At 55.1% G+C, this 22,858-nt stretch carries 22 protein-coding genes and 6 pseudogenes; 15 read left to right on the top strand and 13 right to left on the bottom strand.

Annotated features, from left to right (window positions below):
• Positions 1-450: 450 nt before the first annotated feature.
• The gene (locus ACSZPU_RS12830) at positions 451-1,866 is read right to left on the bottom strand and encodes an MFS transporter (protein WP_498999241.1); all 1,416 of its coding nucleotides are present in this window, start codon (positions 1,864-1,866) and stop codon (positions 451-453) included.
• Positions 1,867-1,985: 119 nt separating this feature from the next.
• Between ACSZPU_RS12830 and ACSZPU_RS12825 the strand changes: the two genes are divergently transcribed.
• The gene (locus ACSZPU_RS12825) at positions 1,986-2,900 is read left to right on the top strand and encodes a LysR family transcriptional regulator (protein ID WP_498999248.1); all 915 of its coding nucleotides are present in this window, start codon (positions 1,986-1,988) and stop codon (positions 2,898-2,900) included.
• A 55-nt stretch (positions 2,901-2,955) separates the two neighbouring features.
• A pseudogene (locus ACSZPU_RS12820) lies at positions 2,956-3,114 on the top strand (GNAT family N-acetyltransferase); the annotation flags it as partial.
• Here ACSZPU_RS12820 and ACSZPU_RS12815 read toward each other — a convergent pair.
• Together ACSZPU_RS12815 and ACSZPU_RS12810 are read right to left on the bottom strand one after the other, a co-directional pair.
• Complete coding sequence (locus ACSZPU_RS12815) at positions 3,115-3,438, bottom strand: AzlD domain-containing protein (RefSeq protein ID WP_498999238.1); 324 nt, start codon at positions 3,436-3,438, stop codon at positions 3,115-3,117.
• A gap of 1 nt (position 3,439) precedes the next feature.
• The gene (locus tag ACSZPU_RS12810) at positions 3,440-4,180 is read right to left on the bottom strand and encodes an AzlC family ABC transporter permease (RefSeq protein ID WP_498999236.1); all 741 of its coding nucleotides are present in this window, start codon (positions 4,178-4,180) and stop codon (positions 3,440-3,442) included.
• 114 nt (positions 4,181-4,294) lie between these two features.
• Here ACSZPU_RS12810 and ACSZPU_RS12805 point away from each other — a divergent pair, with 114 nt between their 5' ends.
• Positions 4,295-5,131 carry an AraC family transcriptional regulator gene (locus ACSZPU_RS12805; protein WP_498999233.1) on the top strand — a complete coding sequence of 279 codons (837 nt, stop codon included), beginning with the start codon at positions 4,295-4,297 and terminating at the stop codon, positions 5,129-5,131.
• A gap of 27 nt (positions 5,132-5,158) precedes the next feature.
• Entirely contained in the window at positions 5,159-5,866 is a 708-nt protein-coding gene (locus ACSZPU_RS12800) for an alpha/beta fold hydrolase (protein WP_498999230.1), read from the top strand.
• A 3-nt stretch (positions 5,867-5,869) separates the two neighbouring features.
• Here ACSZPU_RS12800 and ACSZPU_RS12795 read toward each other — a convergent pair.
• Positions 5,870-6,223, bottom strand: a pseudogene (locus ACSZPU_RS12795) (EamA family transporter); the annotation flags it as partial.
• Between the two features lie 41 nt (positions 6,224-6,264).
• On the opposite strand from ACSZPU_RS12795, the gene ACSZPU_RS12790 reads away from it, so the two are divergent.
• The 9 genes and pseudogenes from ACSZPU_RS12790 to ACSZPU_RS12750 all read left to right on the top strand — a co-directional run bounded on the left by ACSZPU_RS12790 (position 6,265) and on the right by ACSZPU_RS12750 (position 14,084).
• The gene (locus ACSZPU_RS12790) at positions 6,265-7,644 is read left to right on the top strand and encodes an efflux transporter outer membrane subunit (RefSeq protein WP_498999229.1); all 1,380 of its coding nucleotides are present in this window, start codon (positions 6,265-6,267) and stop codon (positions 7,642-7,644) included.
• An 80-nt stretch (positions 7,645-7,724) separates the two neighbouring features.
• Entirely contained in the window at positions 7,725-8,255 is a 531-nt protein-coding gene (locus ACSZPU_RS12785; protein WP_498999227.1) for a GrpB family protein, read from the top strand.
• A gap of 256 nt (positions 8,256-8,511) precedes the next feature.
• On the top strand, positions 8,512-9,366 hold the full coding sequence (locus tag ACSZPU_RS12780; RefSeq protein ID WP_498999225.1) for a transporter substrate-binding domain-containing protein: 855 nt from the start codon (positions 8,512-8,514) through the stop codon (positions 9,364-9,366).
• Positions 9,367-9,376: 10 nt separating this feature from the next.
• A complete protein-coding gene (locus ACSZPU_RS12775; protein ID WP_498999222.1) occupies positions 9,377-10,036 on the top strand; it encodes an amino acid ABC transporter permease in 660 nt (219 codons plus the stop codon).
• On the top strand, positions 10,033-10,674 hold the full coding sequence (locus ACSZPU_RS12770) for an amino acid ABC transporter permease (RefSeq protein WP_498999221.1): 642 nt from the start codon (positions 10,033-10,035) through the stop codon (positions 10,672-10,674). The genes ACSZPU_RS12775 and ACSZPU_RS12770 overlap by 4 nt, the downstream gene beginning before the upstream one ends.
• Before the next feature lie 31 nt (positions 10,675-10,705).
• Entirely contained in the window at positions 10,706-11,491 is a 786-nt protein-coding gene (locus ACSZPU_RS12765) for an amino acid ABC transporter ATP-binding protein (protein WP_498999245.1), read from the top strand.
• Positions 11,488-12,741 carry a M20 family metallo-hydrolase gene (locus ACSZPU_RS12760; RefSeq protein WP_498999219.1) on the top strand — a complete coding sequence of 418 codons (1,254 nt, stop codon included), beginning with the start codon at positions 11,488-11,490 and terminating at the stop codon, positions 12,739-12,741. The genes ACSZPU_RS12765 and ACSZPU_RS12760 overlap by 4 nt, the downstream gene beginning before the upstream one ends.
• A pseudogene (locus ACSZPU_RS12755) lies at positions 12,738-13,438 on the top strand (DUF1989 domain-containing protein). The gene ACSZPU_RS12760 and the pseudogene ACSZPU_RS12755 overlap by 4 nt, the downstream one beginning before the upstream one ends.
• 58 nt (positions 13,439-13,496) lie before the next feature.
• Positions 13,497-14,084, top strand: coding sequence for a cupin domain-containing protein (locus tag ACSZPU_RS12750; protein ID WP_498999217.1), 588 nt, complete (start codon positions 13,497-13,499; stop codon positions 14,082-14,084).
• Positions 14,085-14,141: 57 nt separating this feature from the next.
• Here ACSZPU_RS12750 and gap read toward each other — a convergent pair whose 3' ends face one another.
• The 3 genes and pseudogenes from gap to ACSZPU_RS12735 all read right to left on the bottom strand — a co-directional run.
• Positions 14,142-15,152, bottom strand: coding sequence for a type I glyceraldehyde-3-phosphate dehydrogenase (gap, locus tag ACSZPU_RS12745; RefSeq protein ID WP_498999216.1), 1,011 nt, complete (start codon positions 15,150-15,152; stop codon positions 14,142-14,144).
• 79 nt (positions 15,153-15,231) lie between these two features.
• On the bottom strand, positions 15,232-16,212 hold the full coding sequence (locus ACSZPU_RS12740; RefSeq protein ID WP_498999214.1) for a GlxA family transcriptional regulator: 981 nt from the start codon (positions 16,210-16,212) through the stop codon (positions 15,232-15,234).
• 31 nt (positions 16,213-16,243) lie between these two features.
• Positions 16,244-16,507: pseudogene (locus ACSZPU_RS12735) on the bottom strand (MFS transporter); the annotation flags it as partial.
• Positions 16,508-16,628: 121 nt separating this feature from the next.
• On the opposite strand from ACSZPU_RS12735, the pseudogene ACSZPU_RS12730 reads away from it, so the two are divergent.
• Positions 16,629-16,709 (top strand): annotated as a pseudogene (locus tag ACSZPU_RS12730) (VOC family protein); the annotation flags it as partial.
• 3 nt (positions 16,710-16,712) lie between these two features.
• Here the strand turns inward: ACSZPU_RS12730 and ACSZPU_RS12725 are convergent.
• Both ACSZPU_RS12725 and ACSZPU_RS12720 read right to left on the bottom strand, forming a co-directional pair.
• Positions 16,713-16,892 (bottom strand): annotated as a pseudogene (locus tag ACSZPU_RS12725) (helix-turn-helix domain-containing protein); the annotation flags it as partial.
• 348 nt (positions 16,893-17,240) lie between these two features.
• On the bottom strand, positions 17,241-18,149 hold the full coding sequence (locus ACSZPU_RS12720) for an AraC family transcriptional regulator (protein ID WP_498999212.1): 909 nt from the start codon (positions 18,147-18,149) through the stop codon (positions 17,241-17,243).
• A 179-nt stretch (positions 18,150-18,328) separates the two neighbouring features.
• On the opposite strand from ACSZPU_RS12720, the gene ACSZPU_RS12715 reads away from it, so the two are divergent.
• Positions 18,329-19,165: an oxidoreductase gene (locus tag ACSZPU_RS12715; RefSeq protein ID WP_498999210.1), complete on the top strand. Its 837-nt coding sequence runs from the start codon at positions 18,329-18,331 to the stop codon at positions 19,163-19,165.
• 62 nt (positions 19,166-19,227) lie between these two features.
• Here the strand turns inward: ACSZPU_RS12715 and ACSZPU_RS12710 are convergent, their stop codons facing one another.
• The 4 genes from ACSZPU_RS12710 to ACSZPU_RS12695 form a co-directional block, all read right to left on the bottom strand.
• Entirely contained in the window at positions 19,228-19,992 is a 765-nt protein-coding gene (locus tag ACSZPU_RS12710) for an SDR family oxidoreductase (RefSeq protein WP_498999209.1), read from the bottom strand.
• 53 nt (positions 19,993-20,045) lie between these two features.
• Complete coding sequence (locus tag ACSZPU_RS12705) at positions 20,046-20,999, bottom strand: 2-hydroxyacid dehydrogenase (protein WP_498999207.1); 954 nt, start codon at positions 20,997-20,999, stop codon at positions 20,046-20,048.
• Positions 21,000-21,070: 71 nt separating this feature from the next.
• The gene (locus tag ACSZPU_RS12700) at positions 21,071-21,451 is read right to left on the bottom strand and encodes a VOC family protein (RefSeq protein ID WP_498999205.1); all 381 of its coding nucleotides are present in this window, start codon (positions 21,449-21,451) and stop codon (positions 21,071-21,073) included.
• Between the two features lie 123 nt (positions 21,452-21,574).
• Positions 21,575-22,858, bottom strand: a 1,284-nt coding sequence (locus tag ACSZPU_RS12695) for an MFS transporter (protein WP_498999204.1), incomplete at its 5' end; no start/stop codon positions are given.

Here is a 22,858-nt window from a genome sequence, read left to right as displayed (position 1 = left end):
ATTCAGGCAACCGTCTGTGGTGTTTGCAGAGCTAAGATTGGCGGCTTAGCGTTGCACTTCGGAGTTGAATCCGCCGACAACAGAAAAAATACTTTAGTGATTGTGTTCATAGATCCCTCTGACGCTTAGATTTTAATAACGCCTTTTATGCAGAACATCACCAGTATTGTTTTTTAAGTGGCAGTAAAAATACCTGAACCAGACATATAAAACTCGTCACAGTTTTATTAGGGTTATCTTCATTTAAAATTTTCCAGACATTGTCAGACATAGGTTTATTCTTAATTTATTCAGGAAGGTTGCCTGTTATTTATTCAATAAAAAGTTCCATTATCATGCGTAAATTAATGGAAAAACAATGTCTGTTTTTCGGCGTGTTTTTATCGCAAAAAACCTGTTTTAGTCTTTATTTAATGCGCCAGCAGGCGTACGCCCTGCTGCCCGTCGTGGCTATTTCGCCAGGGCTTGTTTTAAGCGGCTAACGCTCACGATGATAGCCAGTAACGTCGCACCCGCCGCCAGCCACAATCCCAGCCGTACTGCGAATTCTTCCTGCACAAGGGTGCCAGATGGGGCATAGACCGATAAAATTACCCCAACAAATGCTGCGCCCAGGCACTGACCAAAGGTGCGCATGATGGCGAGAACGCCTGACGCGTAGCTGCTGTGTTCCCGCGATGCGCTGGCGAGCATCTCGCGGTTGTTGGGACTTTGAAAACAGCCAAAACCTATCCCACACACCAGACCGCGCAGGCTGATGTCCCACACCGGGGCATTATCCGGTAGCTGTGCGAGCAAGACGAGTCCAACGGCAAAAATGCATAACCCCACGGTGGAAATCAGTGCAGGGGCGTAGCGATCGGCCAGACGTCCGGTGTGAGGAGCAACAAGTACGATCCCCACGGGCCAGGCGGTGAAAAGCAGCGCGGAGGTAAAGGCGCTATAGCCATACACGCTCTGGAACAGAAACGGCAGCGCGACGAAGGTCATCCCCTGGCTCACGAAAGACGAGAGCGAAGTTAAGGCGGCCAGCGAGAAGCGGGCTGAGGCAAAGAGTTCCAGTGGTAACAGGGGCTGTGTGGCCCTGCGCTGCCGGTACACAAAGGCCACGCCGGAGATGATAGCCACCAGGCCATAAAGCGCCGGGATCAACAGCGAGCCGCCCGTCTCACCGGGGCGGGTGAAGTCATATGACGCCATAATCACCGCACCAAGCATAACAGCTGAAAAAAGAGCACCGGCAATGTCAAAGCGCCCACGGATCGCACCGCGCTGAGATGGCACGACACGCAATGTCAGTAACAGGGCGATGACCCCGAAAGGGAGGTTTATCGCGAATAGCCATTGCCAGCCAAGAGAGGAGAGCAATGCGCCGCCGATTACCGGGGCGATGGCTGTGTTAGCGGCGATGAGCAGGGCGTTAATGCCCAGAATCCGACCCAGCAAGCGGTTAGGAAAAATGGAGCGCAGAATGGCAGGTGCGATACTCAACGTTGCGGCACCGCCGATCCCCTGCAACAGGCGCATGGCGACCAGCATCTCCAGAGAGGTCGAGAGCGCACAGCCCAGCGACGCCAGGGTAAACAGGCTTATTCCCGCGGCAAAAAGAGCGCGAAACCCCGTGCGGGGCGCCAGCGCGGCAAAAATGGCCAGCGTCATGGCGGCGGACAGCAGATAACCGTTGGCGACCCATACCGCATCGCCTGAAGAAACCCCAAGCATACGGGCAATTTGTGGCAGGGCGATATTGACCATCGAGCCGTCAAAAACGGCCATTGTGGTACTGGTCATTACCGCCACCATCGCCAGACGGCGCGCGTGGCCCGGCAGGCCTTCATCGCCTGGTTGGTCAGTAAACAATTGCATAAAAACCTCTGCGAAATAGATGCGTAGGGTCACTATAATGAGCCGATATACAGGGCGGAAGACGCAGCATTTGCAGTTATAACCTGCACCAGACGCCTTATCTCAATGAAGGACGCATGATGACTGAACCCGACCTGAATCTGCTGTTTGCACTCGATGTCCTGCTCGCCGAAAGAAGTGTTGCGGGCGCAGCGCGTCGTCTGGGATTAAGCGCTTCGGCAATGAGCCGTACGCTCAGCCGACTGCGGGAAACCACCGGAGACCCGTTATTGGTAAGGGCAGGGCGCAACATGGTGCTGACGTCTTATGCCGAAGGGATACGCGAACGTACGCAAAACGCGGTTTTTGAAGCCCGCTCGGTACTGCACCCGGCGCAGCCTGAGCTGAACATCAGCACCCTCGAACAGCTTTTTACCCTGCGTGCCAACGATGGTTTTGTCGAGGCTTTTGGCCCGGCCCTGATTGCTGAGGCCGCGGTGACTGCGCCAGGCATCACCCTGCGTTTTGCCGCAAAACCAGAGAAAAGCTCGCGCCCGTTACGTGAAGGTCTGGTGGATCTTGAGATTGGCGTGCTCGGCGAGATGGGACCGGAGATCCGCGTACAGGCGCTGTTTCGTGACCGGTTTGTTGGGGTGGTGCGTAAAGGACATCCGCTGGCGCAACAACAAGAGGTGACAACGTCACAGTATATTGCATGGAAACACGTTGTGGCCTCGCGCCGGGGTCTGCTGTCCGGCCCGGTGGATGAGGGGCTGGCAGAAGCCGGACTCACGCGCAACGTGGCGGCCATCGTGCCCGGTTTCCCTGCCGCGCTGGCCGTCGCCCGCACCACGGATCTGGTGGCGCTGGTGCCGGCGTCGTTTCTGATCAATCAGCCTGCCGCCTCTGAACTGGTCGTCTTCGAACTACCGGTGAAGACGCACTGCATCACCGTATCGCAACTGTGGCACCCGCGTTCCGAGGTTGACCCGGCACATCGCTGGCTACGCGCATTTGTCCTTGGCGTTTGCCGACGGCTGGTACCGGAAAACTAAACTGTGTTGCAGGGAAAAATCGGCGTAGTATCGCTCCTCGCCTGATATTTCAAGAGGTACGGGGCGTGCGCTGATTGAAGCACTTCGTCAGGAAGGGGAAAAAAGCGGCTGGGCGAAACTCTACTGGGTCACGCGGTCGACCAACCCAGCCCGAAAACTGTATGACCAGCTTGCGGAACTGGGCGATATCGTCCGTTACAACATCAGCCTGTAATCACAGACCGAAAAAGAAACGTAACCCCGAGTAGGCCACCATCCCGGCAATAACGGTGGCGAAAAGCCCACGGGTTATGATGCCAGTGATGGCGGCAATGGCGGCGGCCAGCAGCGATACGCTGATGCCGCTGCTCGTCAGGGCCGGTTTCTCAATGAGTTCTGCCGCAATAATGGCAGCCATAATGGCGGCGGGAATAAACCCCAGCCACTGCTGAACCACCGGGGCCAGACGAAAACGGGAAAGCAGTAAAATCGGCACAGTACGCATCAGCGCGGTGACCAGAGCCGCGATCGCAATCGTCAGCAGAATGTTCCTTTCCATTTTATTTCACTCCTTTGTGCGATGCGCGTAAGAGTACCGTTGCCAGGGTTGCAGCGAGCGAGGCGGCGACAATGACAATCACGCTGAGATCCGTATGCCCGGAAGCCATGACCGTCACGAAAACCGCAATCGCGATACTGAAACTTTCGAGCTTCTTCTGCCGACTGGCAAACCAAATCATCAGTACCAGGCCGATAAACATCGAGACCAGGCTGAAGCTTAATCCTTCCATCAATGCCGGTGGCAACGCAGAGGCAAGACACCCTCCCACCACACAGGCGAGGATCCAGTTCAGCCACGCGGCCAGGTTCAGGCCAAACATCCAGGCAAAGGGAACCGTCCTCTGGTGACCGCCGCGCTGCACCGCCACGCCGAAGGTTTCGTCTGTCAGCAGTAAGCCACTGACGATTTTCTGTAGCGTCGTCTGATCGCGAAAGAACACGCTCATTGCCGAGCTCATCAGCAGGTAGCGTAAATTCACCAGGAACACGCTCAGCACCACTGACGCCATTTCAGCACCCGCAGACCAGAGTGAATAAAACAAAAACTGGGCCGAACCGGTATAAAGCGCGGTAGCCAGAAACGCAGTTTGCCAGACGGTAAATCCGGACAATGTCCCGATAGCGCCTGCGGCAAAACCGATACTCCAGTAGCCGGGGATGGTCGGCAGGCAGGCGGCAACACCGCCACGAAACAAGGCTGCGGTATCGTCCTTGCGCATGGCGTCACTCTTTATCAACATCAATTTTTCCCTTTCTTTCTCGTCTGAATGTGCAATCTTAAGGGTCCTGAGAAATCGCGATAGTAAAATCCTGCGCATTTGTAAAAAAAGTGTGGGCAGCCGGAGAACGGGGACGTGACGCAAAACAGACGGGATGACATCAAGCTCTGGCGCGATAATGCACTGCATGGGGGAATGGAAATTCTGCGCGCCTCTTGTTACGAGCACAGTTACCCGCCGCATTTCCATAACGAGTTCGTGATTGCGGCATTTGCCCGTGGCGCTCAGCGTACCCGGATATGCCGCCAGAACGGCATTGCCGCAGCGGGAACGGTGATGGTGATCATGCCGGGTGAGGTACACACCGGCGAAGCGGTGCAGCGCGATGAAGGCTGGGATTATTGTGCGTTTTATCCGTCGCAAACACTGATCAATGACGTGGCTGAAACCGTGCTGAAAGGGCGAGGCGACGTCAATTTCGGGACCGACGGCATGCGCTACGATCCGCTGATTGCCCGCCGTATGCTCCATGCCGCCCAGGTACTAAACGCCAGTGACGACCCGCTGGAAAAAGAGTGTGTGATGTACCAGATACTCAACATTCTGATCGGCAGTTATGGTGAACGGACAGTCAAAGGCGCGCGCCACGACCTGATGCGTGCCGATATCCGCAAAGCCGTCGAGTTTCTGCACGCCACCTATGCCCAGGCACTGAGCGTCAAAGAGATTGCCGCCGTCGCCGGGCTGAGTGAGTTCTACTTTATGCGCACATTCCAGGCCATGACCGGCCTGTCGGTACACCAGTACCTCACGCAGATCCGCCTGGTCAGAGCAAAAGGGCTACTTTCCCGCGGCATCAATGCGGCACAGGTGGCCAGCGATGTCGGCTTTTTCGATCAAAGCCATCTGATTAAACATTTCCGCGCACATTTTGGCACCACGCCGGGCGTATTTGCCGCGGCTTCGGCCTGATTTGCCCACCTTTCCAGGCGCAGACACATGATAAACAGACACTATTTTGACCTTCCGTTTGCAGGGCAAACGCTGCGTGCCGATTCCTCATACGGCAACAATGGCCACGTGTTGATGATCCACGGTGGGTCGAAAGACAGAGAAGTGTTCGCCCATTATCGCCAGTTACTGGATGAGATGGGCTACGGGACCACCGCGTTTGACTGTATCGGCCATGGTGCATCGACGGGGAATATTACGGAGTCATCGCTCTATAGTCGCACGCAGCAGGCGCTGGCGGTCATTGCGCATCTTGATGTTCCGGTTACCGGTTGTCTGGGCTCCAGTATGGGGGCCTATAACGCCATTCAGCTCAGCACGCTGGCCGATTTTCGCTCGCTGATGCTGCTCGTTCCCGGCGTTTATACACCTGCGGCCTGGACGGTTAACTTCGGTCCGGCCTTTTCACACATCATCCGTCAGGATAAAAGCTGGCAGAACTCGGACGCCTGGCCACTGCTCGCGGGTTTCAGGGGAAAATTACTGATCGTTGCCGCAGAATGTGATGACGTGATCCCTCAGCAGATCCCGGAAAAACTGCATCACGCGGCAGGTAACGCGTCCTGGAAATCGCTGCTGGTTGTGCCGGATGCCGACCATAACAGCGTGTGGAAAAATATTACCCGCTCGCCGTCCCTGACGGAGAAGGCGCATGCGCTTTTCCGTACCTGTTTAGCCCCCATCGGTGAGCAGTGAACGTTATTGGCTGGCGGTTTTGGCCGGGCTGACAATCATCCAGACCGCAAGGCAGATGATCACAGCCCCCGTGCCAAAACCTTCACTTAGGGTTTCTCCCAGCACCAGATAGCCCCACAACACGCCAAAGGGAGGAATCAAAAAGGTGACGGTTAATGAGCGCAGCGGGCCAATATCCGCAATCAGGCGGAAATAGAGAATGTAGGCAAGGGCGGTACAGATAAGCCCGACAGCGATAACGCTCGCCCAGACATCACCCTGCTGCCAGTTAATGGCAGGCCCCTGACTAACAGACCAGGCAAAGAACGGTAGCAGAAATAAGGTGGCCCCGAGCTGGCTGCCAAAAGCGACCATTTTCGAATACCAGGCTATTCCTTTTTACCCCGTGTCTGGCAGCCATGATGCTGGCAGGCTGTGCATCTTATAAAGGTCTGCATACTAACAATAATGTGGTGGAACCAAACGCGCTGATGGCTAAACAGACGCTGGCGAATGTCCATTTTAGCCCGGCAAACTGGCCGAAACACGCCTGGTGGGAAGGCTTTAATGACCCACAGCTCACGGCATTGGTAGAAGAAGGTCTGGCCAACAGCCCGGATCTGCAGGAGGCGAATGCGCGGGCAGAAAAATCGAACGCGGAAGTCGTCGCCAGAAAAGCCGCTTTATTGCCCACACTCGATGCGAACGCAGGGATCACGCGTTCACGGGTCGCCAAAGTCGATGACCCGCTGTTGGAAGGGAACGCGTACAGCACACTGCGCACCGCCTCGCTGGATATGAGTTACGGTCTGGATTTATGGGGCGGTAAAAAAGCGGCATGGGAAGCGGCGCTGGGGGCGGCAAAGGCCTCAGAGGTGGATAAACAGGCTGCGCAGTTAACGCTGGCTGCGAATGTGACCCGCGCCTGGATCAACCTCAATCTGGCGTGGGATCTGCAGGACCTGGCGAAAACAAACGCCGACCGCGTGCATAAACTGGCCATCGTTCAGAAACAGTATTATCAGGCCGGGCTGACGCCGATGTATCAATACAAACAGGCGGCCGCCAATGATAATGACGCACAGAAACAGCTGCTGGTGGCACAGCAAAACGTCACGGATGCGGGCATTAAGCTGTCCACGCTGGTGGGCAAGGGGCCGGACCGATGGCACAGCCTGCATCACAGCAAACTGACCATTCCCGCACAGCTTGCGCTGCCGACCACCATTCCGGCTGAACTGTTAGGTCGTCGTCCGGATATTGTCGCCGCCCGTTGGCGTGTTGAGTCCGCGCAGAAACAAATTGAGGCGGTCAAAACCGAGTTTTACCCGAACATCAACCTGGTGGCGGCTGCCGGTTACCGCAACCTGCTGGGTGATGCGTTCTTTGCCTCACCGAGTAAGTTCTTTAATATTGGCCCGACGCTGTCGTTGCCGATTTTCGATGCCGGGAAACGTCGCGCCGATTTAGCCAGTACCGACGCCGACTGGGATATCGCCGCCGCGCACTACAATAGTCTGGTGATTTCATCGCTGGGCAGCATCAGCTCCACCATTACACAGGTGCAGACGCTCCAGCAGCAAATCGCGCAGGCGGAAACCTCAGACCAGTTAGTGCACAGCGCCTGGGATGACATCGGTCAGCAATATAAGGCGGGGATTCGCCCGTGGATGGACGTGCTGTCATTGCAAAGCCAGCTGATTACCTCTGAGCAGGAGATGGTTAAACTGAAAGCCGAGCTGATGAATCAATCCATTGCGCTAATCGAACAACTGGGCGGCGGGTTTAGCCAGAGTTGATAGCGCCTCATTCGGTTTACTGTCGTGCTTTATTCGGGCAGTAAACCGGCAGAATGTATGCATATCACAAGGAGAACAACATGGCCGGAAGATGCATTTCTATCGAGCAAAGTGATACCACATGGCCTGAGCGCTATCAGGAAGAAGCAGCATCATTGCAGCGCGTGTTAGCAGGCATACCGATCGCGCTCCACCATATTGGCAGTACATCGGTTCCTGGGCTGGCGGCAAAACCGATCATCGACATTTTGCTGGAAGTCGCATCGCTAGCGGCCCTGGATGAATATAACGACGCCATGCGCATGGCGGGTTACACGCCACGTGGTGAGTATGGTATCGCGGGCAGGCGCTATTTTATTAAAGGTGGTACGCAACGCACCCACCATGTTCATGCATTTGAAATGAACAGCCCGCACTCGGTACGTCATCTGGCATTTCGTGATTATTTACGCCAGCACAGAGAGGTTGCGCAGGAATACGAAAAGGTGAAACGCGGCGCCGCTGCACACAGTGGCAACCTGTCAGAGCGCTACAGCCAGCTCAAAAATGACTTTATTCAGCACCATGAAGCTCTGGCATTACGGGAAAGATTAAGCAACCGACCAGACTGACTTCGTTTTATCCATCACGCCCTTGCACTATCTTTAAGCAGCAAAAGCACCATGCGCGTGCACGCACCCTGTGCACCAAACGATCCCTGGCCGCCAGCAGGGATCGCACCTGTCGCGCATCCTCGCAAGATATATCTTATTTTTCAAAAACCTAAGAAATTTACCACGCTGTCTGACGCAGTTGGCATATTTCATGCTCCTCTAATTTCGTTCAAGTAACTTTACTAACGTTCAAATCACTTTCAGAGAGCACGCCATGACACTGACCCGTTTTTCTTTACCCGCCTGTCTGACACTGATATCTGCCAGCCTTTTTTGCACCTCGGCGTTCAGTGCCGATCTGCTTGAAAGAATTAAAGAAGCCAAAGAAATTTCCGTTGCCACCGAAGCGCGATACGCCCCTTTTGAGTATGTCGATAACGGCAAAATCGTCGGCTACGACGTTGACCTGATGAACCACATCCTTGCGAAATCGTTGCCAGGCGTGAAGGTGAAACAGCTGGATTTACCTTTCCAGGGCATCCTGCCAGGTCTGGATGCGAAGAAATTCGATTTCGTGGTCACGGCCGTCACCGTCAATAAGCAGCGTATTGAACACTTCGGCTTTACCGCCCCGGTGGCGGAATCCACCGTTGCACTGCTTAAAAGAGCGGAAGACAGCGCGATTAAAACCCCGGATGACCTGAGCGGCAAAGTGGTGGGCTCGCAGGCCGGTTCCGGCCAGTTGCAGGTGCTGCAAACCTTCGACCAGGCGCTGCGTGCCAGCGGCAAACCAGGCATCAAAGAGATCAAACAGTATGTGGCGTTTGATGAAGCCTATGCCGACCTGGCCTCCCACCGTCTGGATGGCGTTGCTCAGTCGCTCTCAAACCTGGGGCCGTTAATTAAAACCCGCCCGGGCGTGTTTGCCACGCTGCCGGAAATGATCGGGCCGCAGACTTTCTTTGGCTGGGTAGGGCGTAAAGATGCCGACAGCGCCTCACTGGTGAAGCTGATCAGCGATGGGATTATTGAAGCTAACCGCGACGGCACCATGAAAGAGCTGCAGCAGAAATGGTTCGGTTTCACGATGACCGTTCCGGCAACAGAAATGCCTGCACCGGCGCTGTGAGTAGGAAACGATGACGGATTTCATGACGAGCTTTATCCACTGGCTCCCCATGCTGATTCAGGGGGCGCTTACCACCGCAGCGCTCTGCCTGACTGCGATGGTCGCCGGCTTTTTGGTGGGTATTGGCGTATGGCGGATGTCGACAAGCCCGTTACGGATTTACCGCATGACGGCCCATGGATGGGTCAGTCTGTTTCGTGGTACCCCGGTGCTGGCGCAGTTGCTGCTCTGCTTTTATTTGCCGTCACAGTTGGGGCTGGACATTCCCGGCTTTGTGGCCGCCGCGCTGGCGTTAACGCTGAACACGGCGGCCTATCAATCGCAAATCCTGAAAAGTGGTTTTGCCAGCATTACACCTGGTCAACTGGAAGCCGCTGCCATTTGCGGGTTAAGTCCACGGCAGATTTTATGGCGCATTCAGGTGCCACAGGTTGTCCGGGCAACGCTGCCGTCGCTGATTTCCGAGCTGATTGATGTGATTAAAGCGTCGGCAGTGGTGTCGGTTATCGCGCTGACGGATCTGATGCGAGTGGGGCAGCAACTGGCGTCATCCACCTACCAGCCGCTGCAGGTCTATCTGGCCGTCGCACTGGTCTATTTACTGCTGACCAGCCTGCTGGCGCTGTTGGGCCGCCAGGCAGAACGCCACTGGCAGAGGGAACAACGATGACTGAACTCGCGCAATACCTGCCAGCCTACGTCCAGGCCCTTGGCGTGACCCTGTGGCTAAGCCTGTGCGCCGCGTTCGGCGGCATGCTGTTAGGGTTTGCCTTAAACGGACTATGCGGCAGGCGCGGTCTGGCGTTTCACCTGTGGCGTACCTACGTGTGGGTGATCCGCGGCACGCCGTTTCTGGCACAGCTGGCCGTTATCTACTTTGGCCTACCGTCCATCGGCATCATGTTGAGCGCGGTTGAAGCGACGCTGCTGTCGCTGATGCTGTATAGCGCGGCCTATTTCGGTGAAATTTTTCGCGCCGCGTGGAACAGCATCCCTCCGGGACAGCGCGAGGCGGCACTGGCGAACAACATCTCGACGGTGCGCTGTTTCTGGCATATCCAGACGCCACAAGCCGTGCGTTTTGCGCTGCCGCTGTTGGGCAACCAGTTCATTCTGACCATTAAAGAGAGCGCCATCGCGTCAATCATTACCGTACCGGAATTGACCATGACGACGAGTCAGATTGTTGCCAACACCTACAGCTACGTCCTGCCTTACGCCTTGCTGATCGTCAGCTACTGGCTGCTGGCACAGGGCGTCAGTCTGAGCGTAAGAACACTGAGTCATGTACTACGAACCGGAGAATAACGTGAGCAAGACATCTGCGCCGGTGCTCGAAATGCGCCATGTAGGCAAGTCATTCGCAAACCATGTGGTGCTGAATGACATCAATTTACGCGTCGATCACGGTGAAATCGTCACCCTGATTGGCCCGTCCGGCTCCGGGAAAACCACCGCGCTGCGCTGCATGAATTTTCTGGAAGCCTACGACAAAGGCGATGTGCTGATTAAAGGGCAACTGCTCGGGTATTCCGGCACGCAGCGTGGCCCCGCGCATGTCGACAGCGCCAGCCTCATTGCGGATGTGCGCAAGCCGCTGTCGATGGTGTTTCAGCAGTTCAATCTGTGGCCGCATATGACGGTGCAGGACAATGTCGCCGCGCCGCTGGTGCTGGGCAAAAAGATGTCCCGCCAGGCGGCAAAAGCGGCGGCGATGGCCGCGCTGGGTCACGTGGGGATGGCGCAAAAAGCCGATGACTGGCCGGTGCGACTGTCCGGTGGCCAGCAACAGCGGGTGGGGATTGCACGCGCGCTGGCGCTGAATCCGGAGTTATTGCTGCTTGATGAGCCCACCTCGGCGCTCAACCCGGAGCGTGTTGAAGAGGTGCTCGACGTCATCCGCGATCTGGCCGGGCAGGGCATGACCATGGTGATGGTCACCCATGAGATGGCGTTTGCCGCCCATATCTCGTCACGGCTGGTGTTTATGGCCGACGGCAACATTATTGAAAGCGGCACGCCGCGACAGATTTTCACACAGCCGAAAAGCGAGCGCCTGAGAAGCTTTCTTGCGCCGCTGTTTCGGCGGCCGCTGCAACCCGAGGAGCTGGAGAAATTACCATGATGGAAAAGAGCTTACGGGTCGCCCGACAGCTGGATGAAGACTGGCTGAATCACCTGCTGGCGCAACTGGCAGAGTTTGGCAAGTTAGCGAATGGCGGCGTGGATCGCCAGGCGCTGAGCGAAGTGGAACTTGATGCCCGAGCCTGGCTTATCGATATCGCCAAAGAACTCGGTTGCGACGTCTACCGCGACGCGGCCGCCAATTTATTCTTCCGCCGTCCAGGGCGAGTAGCCGTCCCGCCCGTCACCACCGGCAGCCATGTGGATACGCAACCGTCCGGTGGCAACTACGATGGCTGCTACGGCGTGATCGCCGGACTGGTGTGCCTGAAAGCGCTCAACGACGCGCAGGTTGTCACCGAACGTCCCGTCGAAGTGGTTATCTGGACCAACGAAGAGGGCAGCCGTTTTGCACCGGGGGCCATGGGATCCAGCGCCTTCGTTGACCCTGCAAGACTGTCCGATCATCTTGGCGCTATAGGCGTGGATGGCGTGTCGTTTCGCGATGCGCTGGCCAGCCATCAGGCGCGTTATGCGGCGATCCCAATGCGCCCGGATCGCGAGATGGCCTGTTTCGTGGAGCTGCATATTGAGCAAGGTCCGGTGCTGGAAAGCCGCGACCTGCCGCTGGCTATCGTCAGAGGCATCCAGGGTGTGCGCTGGTATCAGATAACCTGCCATGGGGTATCGGCACATGCGGGAACCACACCCATGACCCTGCGCCAGGATGCGATGACGCTGGCACGCGAACAGCTTGCTCGCATCGAACAGGCAATGGGAGATGAGGCGGACGAGGAGCTACGCCTGACGTTTGGCCGCTGGCAGGTCACGCCGAATGCCATTAACACTATCCCGTCGAGCGTGCGCTTTACCCTTGATTTTCGCCATCCGTTGGCGGAAAAACTGGCCCAGCTCGACGCGGTGATTGCCTCTCTGGCAAGCGAACACGTGACGGTCGAGTCGCTATTGCACAAAGCGCCGGTCACCTTTGACGCGCGTATCAATCACATATTGAAAGCGGCCGGGAATGCGCTGGATATCGCTCATATGGAGCTGCTGTCTGGTGCGTTTCACGACGCCATGTACCTGGCCGAACACTGTCCGACCAGCATGCTTTTTGTCCCCAGCCATCAAGGCATTAGCCATAACCCGGCTGAATATACAGATCCTCGCTCACTGGCGGCAGGTGCCCGTACGTTGGCCTGCGCACTGACTGAGCTATCCCAATCACTTGAAGGAGTTAAATCATGACTGCAACTGCACACTACCCATCCTGCTGCGATAAAGACAATGGCGATGCCTTGGGCCTCAACCCGACCGCGACTTCCCCGATTTCCGTCGATGGCGCGCCGGTGTTAAACGAGTTGTATACCATCCCTCCCCGCTGCGGACGTGCCGTTTTACTGAAAACGGGCAGGTGATTAAGATCATCAACACCCCGGGCAGCCAGGTGTGTGATACATGGTTTTTCAATACCGGCGATCTCAGCGAGTTTGCTTCCATGGAGCATACCCGCGCCTTTATCGACAAAATCATCCCGCAGCCGGGTGATGTGCTGGTGACTAACCAACGTCGCGCCATTGCCACGCTGTTGACCGACACCTCTCCGGGTGTGCACGACACGCTGATCGCCGCCTGCGATCTGTACCGTTACACCAACATGGGCATTACCGAGTACCACGACAGCTGCGCCGACAATATGCGTCTGGCATTGAAAGCGATTGGTCTGCGCGCCCGCGAAGTGCCACAACCGCTCAATTTGTGGATGAACACGCCGGTAAACCCTGATTATTCAATTTCCTGGTTGCCCACCGTCAGCAAAGCGGGTGATTATGTAGAGATTCGTGCCGAGCTGGATTGCGTCGTCGTCATGTCCGCGTGCCCACAGGACATCGTGCCGATTAACGGCTGCTCACCGAAAGAAATTCAATTCGCCGTTGTGGAATGATTTATCTTGCCAGGCCTGCGTAACGCAGGCCGTTGGCGGACTTTAATGAAGCAGACAGATGAAAAAAAACGCTGACATCAAATCTACCGGAACCCCGTTGGGAATGCGGCTGCGCCACGCACGTCTGGTGCAGGAAATGACCCTCAAGCAGCTTGCGCAAAAAGTGGAATGCTCGGAAAGTCTGTTATCCAAACTGGAAAATGACGCCGCCTCGCCGTCGCTGGCGATGCTGCACCGCTTGGCAAAAGCGCTGGAAACCAGCATTGCCGACCTGATGGCCGATGACTGGACAGCTGACCAGCCCGTCCTGAAGCCTGAACAGCGCAACCGTAAGCGGTTTTTACAGCGCAGTAAAAAGGGAGGCATCGAGCTGGAGAACCTGACCTGGCACCATAAAGGCGGGTTGTTGCAGGGCAACATTCATATTATTGAACCGGGCGTCGCCAGCGATGGCCTGATTGAGCACCATGGCGAAGAGATGGGCTATGTGCTGGAGGGCGAGCTGGAGCTGCGTTTAGGGGACGATGTCTGGATCCTGGAGCAGGGGGATTCGTTCTATTTCCCAAGCCAGATCCCGCACGGCTACCGCAATATCGGCACCGTGGTCGCCAGAGTGCTGTGGGTCAACACCCCGGTCACGTTCTAATCGCGCGATAAGACGAAAAAACCACGCCGTAGCGTGGTTTCGTTTATGCGGGTGCCATTACAGCCCGCGCTGCGCCATCTGTTTCGCAAGATCGACCAGGCGGTTAGAGAAGCCCCATTCGTTGTCGTACCAGGCGAGAATTTTCACCAGATTGCCACCAATCACCAGCGTCGACAGTCCATCGATAATGGATGAGCGTGGGTCGCCCTGGTAATCGCTGGAAACCAGCGGTTCATCGCTGTAACCCAAAATCCCTTTCAGCGGGCCGGCTTCGGCAGCCTTGCGGAACGCCGTATTGACTTCTTCAACCGTCACATCGCGTTTTAGGGTCACGGTCAGGTCAACAATCGACACTACCGGGACAGGCACACGCAAGGAATAACCGGTGAGGCGGCCATCCAGTTCCGGGATCACTTTCCCCAGTGCTTTCGCCGCACCGCTGGAATACGGCACGATAGAGAGCGCTGCCGCACGCGCACCGCGCAAATCTTTCTCTGGCTGATCGTGCAACGCCTGGCTGTTGGTGTAAGCGTGCGTGGTGTTCATCAGACCGTGTTCGATACCGAAATTCTGATGCAATACCTGGGCAGCCGGGGCCAGACCATTGGTGGTACAACTGCCGTTACTCACAACAAAGTGGCGGGACGGGTCGTACTGCTGGTCGTTAACCCCCAGCACAATGGTCAGGTCATCGTTTTTGCCCGGTGCAGAGATGATCACACGTTTCGCGCCGCCGCTGCTGATGTGTACCGCCGCTTTCTCGCGATCTGTAAAGAAGCCGGTGGCTTCAATCACAATGTCGACACCGACGTCACGCCACAGAATGTTTGCCGGGTCGCGTTCGCTAAACACCCGTACGGCCTTGCCATCGACAATCAGCTGACCTTCACCCGCTTCAACGGGAACGGGCAGGGTGCCTAACAGGGAATCGTGTTTTAGCAGATGCGCCAGCGTTTTGCTGTCTGTCAGATCGTTAATGGCCACAATCTGAATCTCTTTATCGCCCAGCGCCGCACGCAGTACGTTGCGACCAATCCTGCCAAAACCGTTAATACCGACCTTAACCATGATGAACTCCTTCATATACGATGTCTGACATCACTGTAGGTCGGAGGCGGTTTGGCGTAAACGACAACTAAGGATCACTTTACGCCATTTTGCGACAGTGGAAACGCTGACGGTATTCGCCAGGGGTGAGATGGAGCTGGCGTTCAAAAATGCGGCGCAAATTGATGCTGCTGCCAAAACCGGTTTCGGCGGCTATCTTGTCCAGCGTTTCGTTGGTTTGCTCCAGCCGGTTACGGGCTGCGGCCAGGCGCGCTTCGGCAACGTAGCGTGCAGGCGGAGACCCGGTTTCGCGAGTGAAGACGCGGGTAAAATTGCGCGGGCTCATTGCCGCACGTTCCGCCAGCGTGTCGACGGACAACTCTTCGTCCAGATGAGCGAGGATCCAGCTTTGCAATTCGCTAATCGGACCCACGCTGCTGGCCTGCTGCAAATTATAGCGGCTGAACTGGAGCTGCCCGCCGGGACGTCGCAGGTACATCACCATATTCTGGGCAATATCCAGCGCGAGGCTAAAGCAGTAATCGTCTTCAACCAGTGCGAGCGTCAGGTCAAAGCCCGAACTGACGCCACCGGAGGTCCAGATGGGGCCATCCTGGACATACAGTGGACCCGCTTCGAGCGTGATTTTCGGAAATTGGGCTTGCATGGTTTCCAGCAACCGCCAGTGGGTGGTGGCACGTCGTCCATCCAGCAACCCGGCTTCTGCCAGTAGCATCGCACCGCCGCAAATGGAGACCACCCGGCGCGCGTGGGGTGCCGCAAGGCGCAGCCAGTCGACCACCGCCGTACCTTCCTCTTCATCTACGCCGCGCCCGGTGACCATGATGGTATCCCACGGCTCGCGGGGATCAATTTCATGCAAGCGGTTATCGGCAAGCAGGTTCAGCCCGGACTGGCCATGGATGACCTGGTGAGGTTGGGTGGTGGCGATACTAAAGCGATAGCGCGGCTGTGAGATGCCGTCCGCATGCAGTTGGTTAGCCTGCATCAGAATGTCGGCAATACCGGCGGCCTCAAACAGCATGCCGCCATCGGGAACGATTATCAGGAGTGTTTTCATGTCCTGAAAAGTACGCTGATTACACTATAAGTCAATATGAACGGGGGGCAGTTTGTCCCGGACGACAGAGAAAGAACAGGGCGATGGCGCTTAAAAATGGAAACACGGCCAGCTGTAGCCAGGGATACATCGCCTCGGTCGACGGTGTTAATGCCCGATCCAGTTGGCTGCCTAGCAGGAAATTACCCGCTAGTACCGCAATGCCGCCCGCGGTTGAGAGAGCGCCGTAGTGCGCACCCAGCATGGACGGCGCGCAAAATTGTGGGATCAAATCTTTCGCCGACGGCACCAGTAGCCAACATACTGAATGATTTCGATTCGGTTAACTTAATTGGACCAACTCATGCAGCAAATCGGGAGCGTTCATGTTAAAAAGATGTTTCTTAGTAGCTATGCCTGAACCTGACGGAGTAGACATGAGAACACAGAAGCGATGCATAGGATATGTGGCCATAGTGGTTGATGACTATGATCGGGCAATTGAGTATTACACGGAAAATAGCCAGAGCAAGCGGGCCATGTTCACGATAACGCGAAAGAAGACGCCGGCACTGACGATCGGAGAGACCCAGACGCTGCGCGGCCATCTGCGTTGTCAGGCGCCGGTCGACAACATCCTGAATGATTTTAAGTCGGTTAACTTCATCCAAAGTAAAAAACTCCGCTGCATGAGCCGTCATCAGAATCCCTCGATGGTGAGTCTACATGACGGACATCTTAACTTAGCCCAAAGCGGACATTACAACTTTGCTATTACATTACTGGTGCGCATAATGTATATTATGTTAAATGCACTCACCATCCCTTTAGTTCATAACCACCTGCGGACCACGATCAATCATACACTTACCCCGCCCCCATATTCTCCTTGTTAGCTTTGCGGTAATGTACACGGAATTTGATGCCGTCATAATAGCGTCCAGTCTGGTGAGATACCGTATGGCCGTATCTCACCAGAGAATATTGCAGTGTTGCCAACAGGTGCAGGAATTTCCATTAATTCGACTACGTTAAGACCACTCATTCTATTAATGTGAAGAAATAAAAACCGACGTGGTTATCGGTGCGGGCATTGAAAACGTCCGTCGCATGCGTTCTATTTCTTTAAGCGGGCTCAAACCAAATAAGCGTTTAAATTCGCGACTAAACTGAGACACGCTTTCGTAGCCCACCTGCGCACTGGCTGCCGAGGCGGTGAGATTATTTCGCAGCATCAATAACCGCGCCTGATGCAAACGGGTGGATTTCAGATATTGCATGGGCGAGGTATCGGTGACGGTTTTGAAATGGCTATGAAATGTCGGAATACTCATTCCCGCCTCTCTGGCCAAAACCGCCACGTCCAGATGCGAATCATATTCGGCGTGCAATTTTTGCAAGGCTTTCGCCACCTTGCCAAATTGCCCCTGCATGTTCAACGCACTGCGCATGGTCTCCCCCTGAGGCCCGGTTAGTACGCGATAATAAATTTCACGCACCATCGCGGGGCCTAATATTTCAGCCTCAATAGGATTCGACATTACCTGCAAAAACCGCAAAACGGAGGATCGCATCGCGTCATCCATCAGGCTCGACATCATACTGCGCGGTGATGTGGTCGCAATCACGCCCTGTCCATCAAGCTCCAGCATCAATTTTGCCGCTAAGCTGAAGTCCAGGCGCAGGTAGATGGCGAGCATGGGTTCGCTCTCGCTGGCGTCCGTTTCCATGGTAAAGGGCACCGGGACCGACACCATGAGGTAATGCTGGGCATCATACAAATAGACATCATTACCCAAAAAACCACGCTTCTTCCCCTGTACCACAATCACAATACCCGGCTCATACAACACGGGTACGCGCATCATCGGCCGGTTAGATCGTAAAAACCGCACGTCCGCTAACACGGTAAGATTGTAGCCTTCCTGCGGCGTTAGTGAGTCCAGGTATTCAACCATCTGGCGGGTTATTTCTGAGAGCATAGGCCTGTCACCAAAAAAGCACATAACCGAAGTGTCGCACCCCGATATCACGCCGTCCAGACTATCCATAGGATCAGGCAAACATCACAGAGGAACAGGGCTACGAAAGCCCCCCTCCTCGCCCTATTCTGTCAGTCCACTTTGAAGGAGGTTGTATGAGCCACGCAAAATTATTCTTTATCACCGGCGTCAGCAGCGGTTTCGGACGCGCACTAGCAGAAGCTGCGTTACATGCCGGTCATCGTGTTGTCGGTACCCTGCGCGACCTGTCGCTAAAAGATGAGTTAGAAGCGCGCTATCCGGGCAAATTCTTCGGGCGTATTCTGGATGTGACGGAGTTTTCAGCCATTGCTCCGCTTGCTGCCGAGATTGAACAGGAAATCGGTGCCGTTGATGTACTGGTCAATAATGCGGGTTACGGCCATGAAGGTATTATGGAAGAGTCGCCCATGGACGAACTGCTGCACCAGTTTAACGTCAACGTCTTTGGTGCTGTTGCCGTCATTAAAGCTTTTTTGCCCTGGTTCCGTACCCGGCGTGCAGGACATATTCTGAATATCACCTCAATGGGCGGCTTTATTACGATGCCGGGGATCAGCTATTACTGCGGCAGTAAATTTGCCCTGCAGGGTATTTCAGAAACACTCAGCAAAGAGCTCAGGCCGTTTAATATTTCGGTAACGGCGATACAGCCTGGATCATTTCGTACCGACTGGGCCGGACGTTCGATGGTACGTTCCCCGCGAACCATCAGCGACTACGATCACAGCTTTGGGCCGATTCGTGAAGCAAGGGAAAAACGCAGTGGCCATCAACCCGGCGACCCAATGAAAGCCGCCCACGCAATCCTGCAACTGGTTGAAAATCCGGAACCACCGGTGTCGCTGCTGCTGGGGAGTGATGCGATTAGGCTTGTCAGAGAGAAATTGCGTCATATGGATGCGGATATTAACGCCTGGGAAACGCTCAGCGTTTCGACCGACGACGAATAACAAGACATAACGCAGCCCGTTTTCTACTGGAACGGGCTGCGTTTTTACATTATCCCGAACGGTTAGCCACGCCCGACAAACGGCATTTTGGTCGCCATCACGGTCATAAACTGCACGTTTGTTTCAAGCGGTACGCTGGCCATATAGACCACAGCGTTGGCGACCTGCGACACATCCATCATCGCCTCAACCACCAACTCGCCGTTGGCCTGCTTCACGCCCTTCTTCATATGCTGGGACAGCTCGGTAAACGCATTACCTACATCCACCTGGCCGCAGGCGATGTCATATTTACGGCCGTCGAGCGAAATGCTCTTCGTCAGGCCGGTCACCCCGTGTTTGGTTGCCGTGTAAACCGCGGAATCCGGACGCGGTGCGTGCGCGGAAATAGAACCGTTGTTGATGATGCGGCCACCCTGCGGAGTTTGTTCTTTCATCAGGCGAAACGCCCCCTGGGCACAAAGGAACATGCCGGTCAGGTTAACATCCACCACGGCGGACCATTTCTCGTAGCTCAGCTCTTCAAACGGAATACCAGGGAAATTGGTCCCGGCATTGTTAAACAACACATCGAGACGGCCGAGTTTATCTTTGATCCGCGCGAACAACGCATCGACGGATTCCGGATTGGTCACATCAGTCGGAACGACCATGGTCTGGCCACCGTCGCTGCAATCTTCCATCGTGGCGACCGTTTCCAGTAACGGATCCAGACGACGGCCAACGAGAACAACAAAATAGCCGGCGCGGAACAGCGCCAGCGCCGTTGCCCTGCCAATGCCACTGCCCGCGCCGGTAACCAGCGCAATTTTTCTTGACGTGATCATGACTGCTTCCTTCGTTTAATGTTTTGATAAATTTGAAATAGTGGCAGTGCTGATCAGCTGGTCAGGCTGTTATCCGGGCACTGTCCGGCCAGTGCCTGGGCAAGGCTCGCCAACATCATCTCTCCCATCGCGGTGCGCGTCTCGACGGTCGCGCTGGCACGATGCGCCTGCAGCACAACGCTGTCCAGACCAAAAAGCACCTCAGGAACGTTTGGCTCATCAACGAAGACATCCAGCCCCGCACCGCTGATACGCCCTTCGGTCAGCGCCGCGACCAGGTCAGGTTCGTTGACCAGCTTTCCGCGCGCGATATTAACGAGGAAGCCATCCTGTCCCAGCGCATTGAGGACGGCAGCATTGATAATGCCTTCCGCTTTGTCCGCAGAGGCGGAGAGGATCAGCGCATCGCTCTGGCGGGCCAATTCCTGCAGGTCAGCAATAAACGGATAATCAAGGTCTTGCATCGCGTGCAAATCGGTATAGCTGATCGGGCATCCGAATGCCGATGCGCGAGCGGCAATCGCACGGCCCACGCGGCCCATCCCCACAATACCCACACGCATGCCGCTAAAACGACGGGAAAGCGGAATGGAACCCGGATGCGGGTTTTTCGCCCACAGGCCGTTACGCACCACGCGGTCGCCGGAACAGATGCCGCGACAGGTTGCGATCAGCAGGCCAATGGCAAGGTCTGCCACATCTTCGGTCAACGCGCCCAGCGTGGCGGTGACATGAATACCGCGTTTGCGGGCGTAATTCAGATCGACCGCGTCAACACCGACGCCATTAATGGCGACCACTTCAAGCGTGGGCAGTTTTTCCATCAGCACATTGCTGATACCAGTGTGACCGCCGGAGACCACGCCGCGAATGCTATTACCGTGTTCTTTAATAAAGGCGTCTTTGTCTTCTATTTCGAAGTAACGATGCACGGTATAGAGTGCGTTTAATTTCTCGCTAATCGCAGGAATCAGAATTGGGTTTAACTGTAAAATGCTGGGTTTCATAACATTAGATCCATAGTTGCGCCACTAAATGGCTAGCCTGTTATTCGTTATTACCTGTGCACTGCCGCCATTTATGGCAGGTGTCTTTCAAGTATTTCAATTGAGATATTTTGCGGCCCGCGAATAAAGCATCCGCGCACGCCCGGACGAAGTGTCTTCGGCTCCTGGGTGAACACTACGCCGCGTTTTTTTAATTCGGCGGCCACGTCATCAAGGTTGTCGACCGTCAGACCAAAATGGTCCAGCCCCTGGTAAGGCGGCAGCGGCGGTGGCGCAACGCCATCACCTTCAACCACCGGCGCAATGAAGATATCAATCCCGGCGAGGTGAATGTCCACCTTACCACCCGGCTTACGGATAATTTCGGCATCTAAGCAGCGCTCAAACCAGGATGCGGTAAATTCCGGGTCCGGGCTGCGCAGCTGTAGATGATCCCATTTAAACTTAATCACTACTTTTCTCCCTTGAACAATTCCAGCCTGGTCGTCTGATGCTGTGAATCAATCACGACACAGGCTGAATAAATAAGTGAACAATCACTGTGCTATTGATGATTTGATAACACTGCGCACGCCTTAATCCATCTCGATACGGGACAATGGCCCGAGCAAGAATGAATAGGCAAATGCGCCAATCAAACACATAATCCCCATCATATTGAGCGCCCAAAAGAACTGGCCGGTGGCGTGGAGAATATAACCAATCATGATCGGCGTGGTGACCCCGGCAATATTGGCGGCAAGGCTGGTGATACTGCTGGTTAATCCAATATATTGACGCGGTGCAATTTCAGATACCGCAGCCCAGGAGGATGAACCCACACCCTGTGCAAAGAAAGAAATGGTCAAAATAACAATGATGATTTCATTCGATGTCACGAAGTTAACTAACAGAATGGAGGAACCTAGCAGCGTACCAATAATCAATGGTGCTTTTCGGGCCACCGACATGGAATAACCACGACGAATAAAGAAATCAGAGAAAAATCCCGCCAGTAATATCCCGGCAGTCGCTCCAAGGAACGGTAATGCCTGGAATATACCCACCTTAATCATCGTCATTTGACGTTCTTCAACCAGATAGGTCATAAACCAGGTCGTAAAGAACACCAGGATGGCGTTATTGCAGAATTTGCCCAGACAAATCGCCAGAATTTGACGGTGTTTCAACAAACGCAGCGCATTTTTCAAGTCAAAACGATCGCGCTCTTTTTTTCCGACAAGGCCACCGCCTTCACGAATATGTTTAAGTTCGGCCTGGTTCACTGAGCGGTGATTTAACGGATCGCGATACCAGATGTACCACAGAATACCGAAAAGGATGCCCGCGCCGCCGGTCAAATAAAAGGCGGAGCGCCAGCCAAAACCGTTGGCGATCCACAGCAGCAGCCCGGTAAATAAAGGCGTGCCGATGTACTGCCCCATAACATAAACACTGGTGGCAAAACCACGCTCACCGGTGGGAAACCACATGGTAACCGCACGGGCGTTTGACGGAAATGCCGGCGCTTCAAGCGCGCCAATCGCCAGCCGTGAGCCGAACAGCATATTAAAACCACCGGCTAACCCCTGAGTCATCGTGGCCAGTGACCAGGTTATCAGTGAAAACGCGTACGCAATGCGCGACCCGAGCACGTCGGCAATAATTCCTCCGGGGATCAATGCAAACGCGTAAGTCAGACCAAATGCGGCAAAAATCTGTCCCATCTGGACTTTATCCAGCGCGAGATCTTTACTGATAAACGGCGCCAAAATGCCAAGACTTGATCGGTCAACGAAGTTGATCGCGAATTCAGATAATAAGTGCAACGCTCGGACATGATTGTGGAGAGTGTAGGAGGAAGGGTTAACTACCGATAA

The organism is Phytobacter sp. V69, from assembly GCF_965644215.1.
In the GTDB taxonomy this organism is placed as follows: Bacteria; Pseudomonadota; Gammaproteobacteria; order Enterobacterales; family Enterobacteriaceae; genus Phytobacter.
This window is presented reverse-complemented; position numbering and strand designations above follow the sequence as displayed.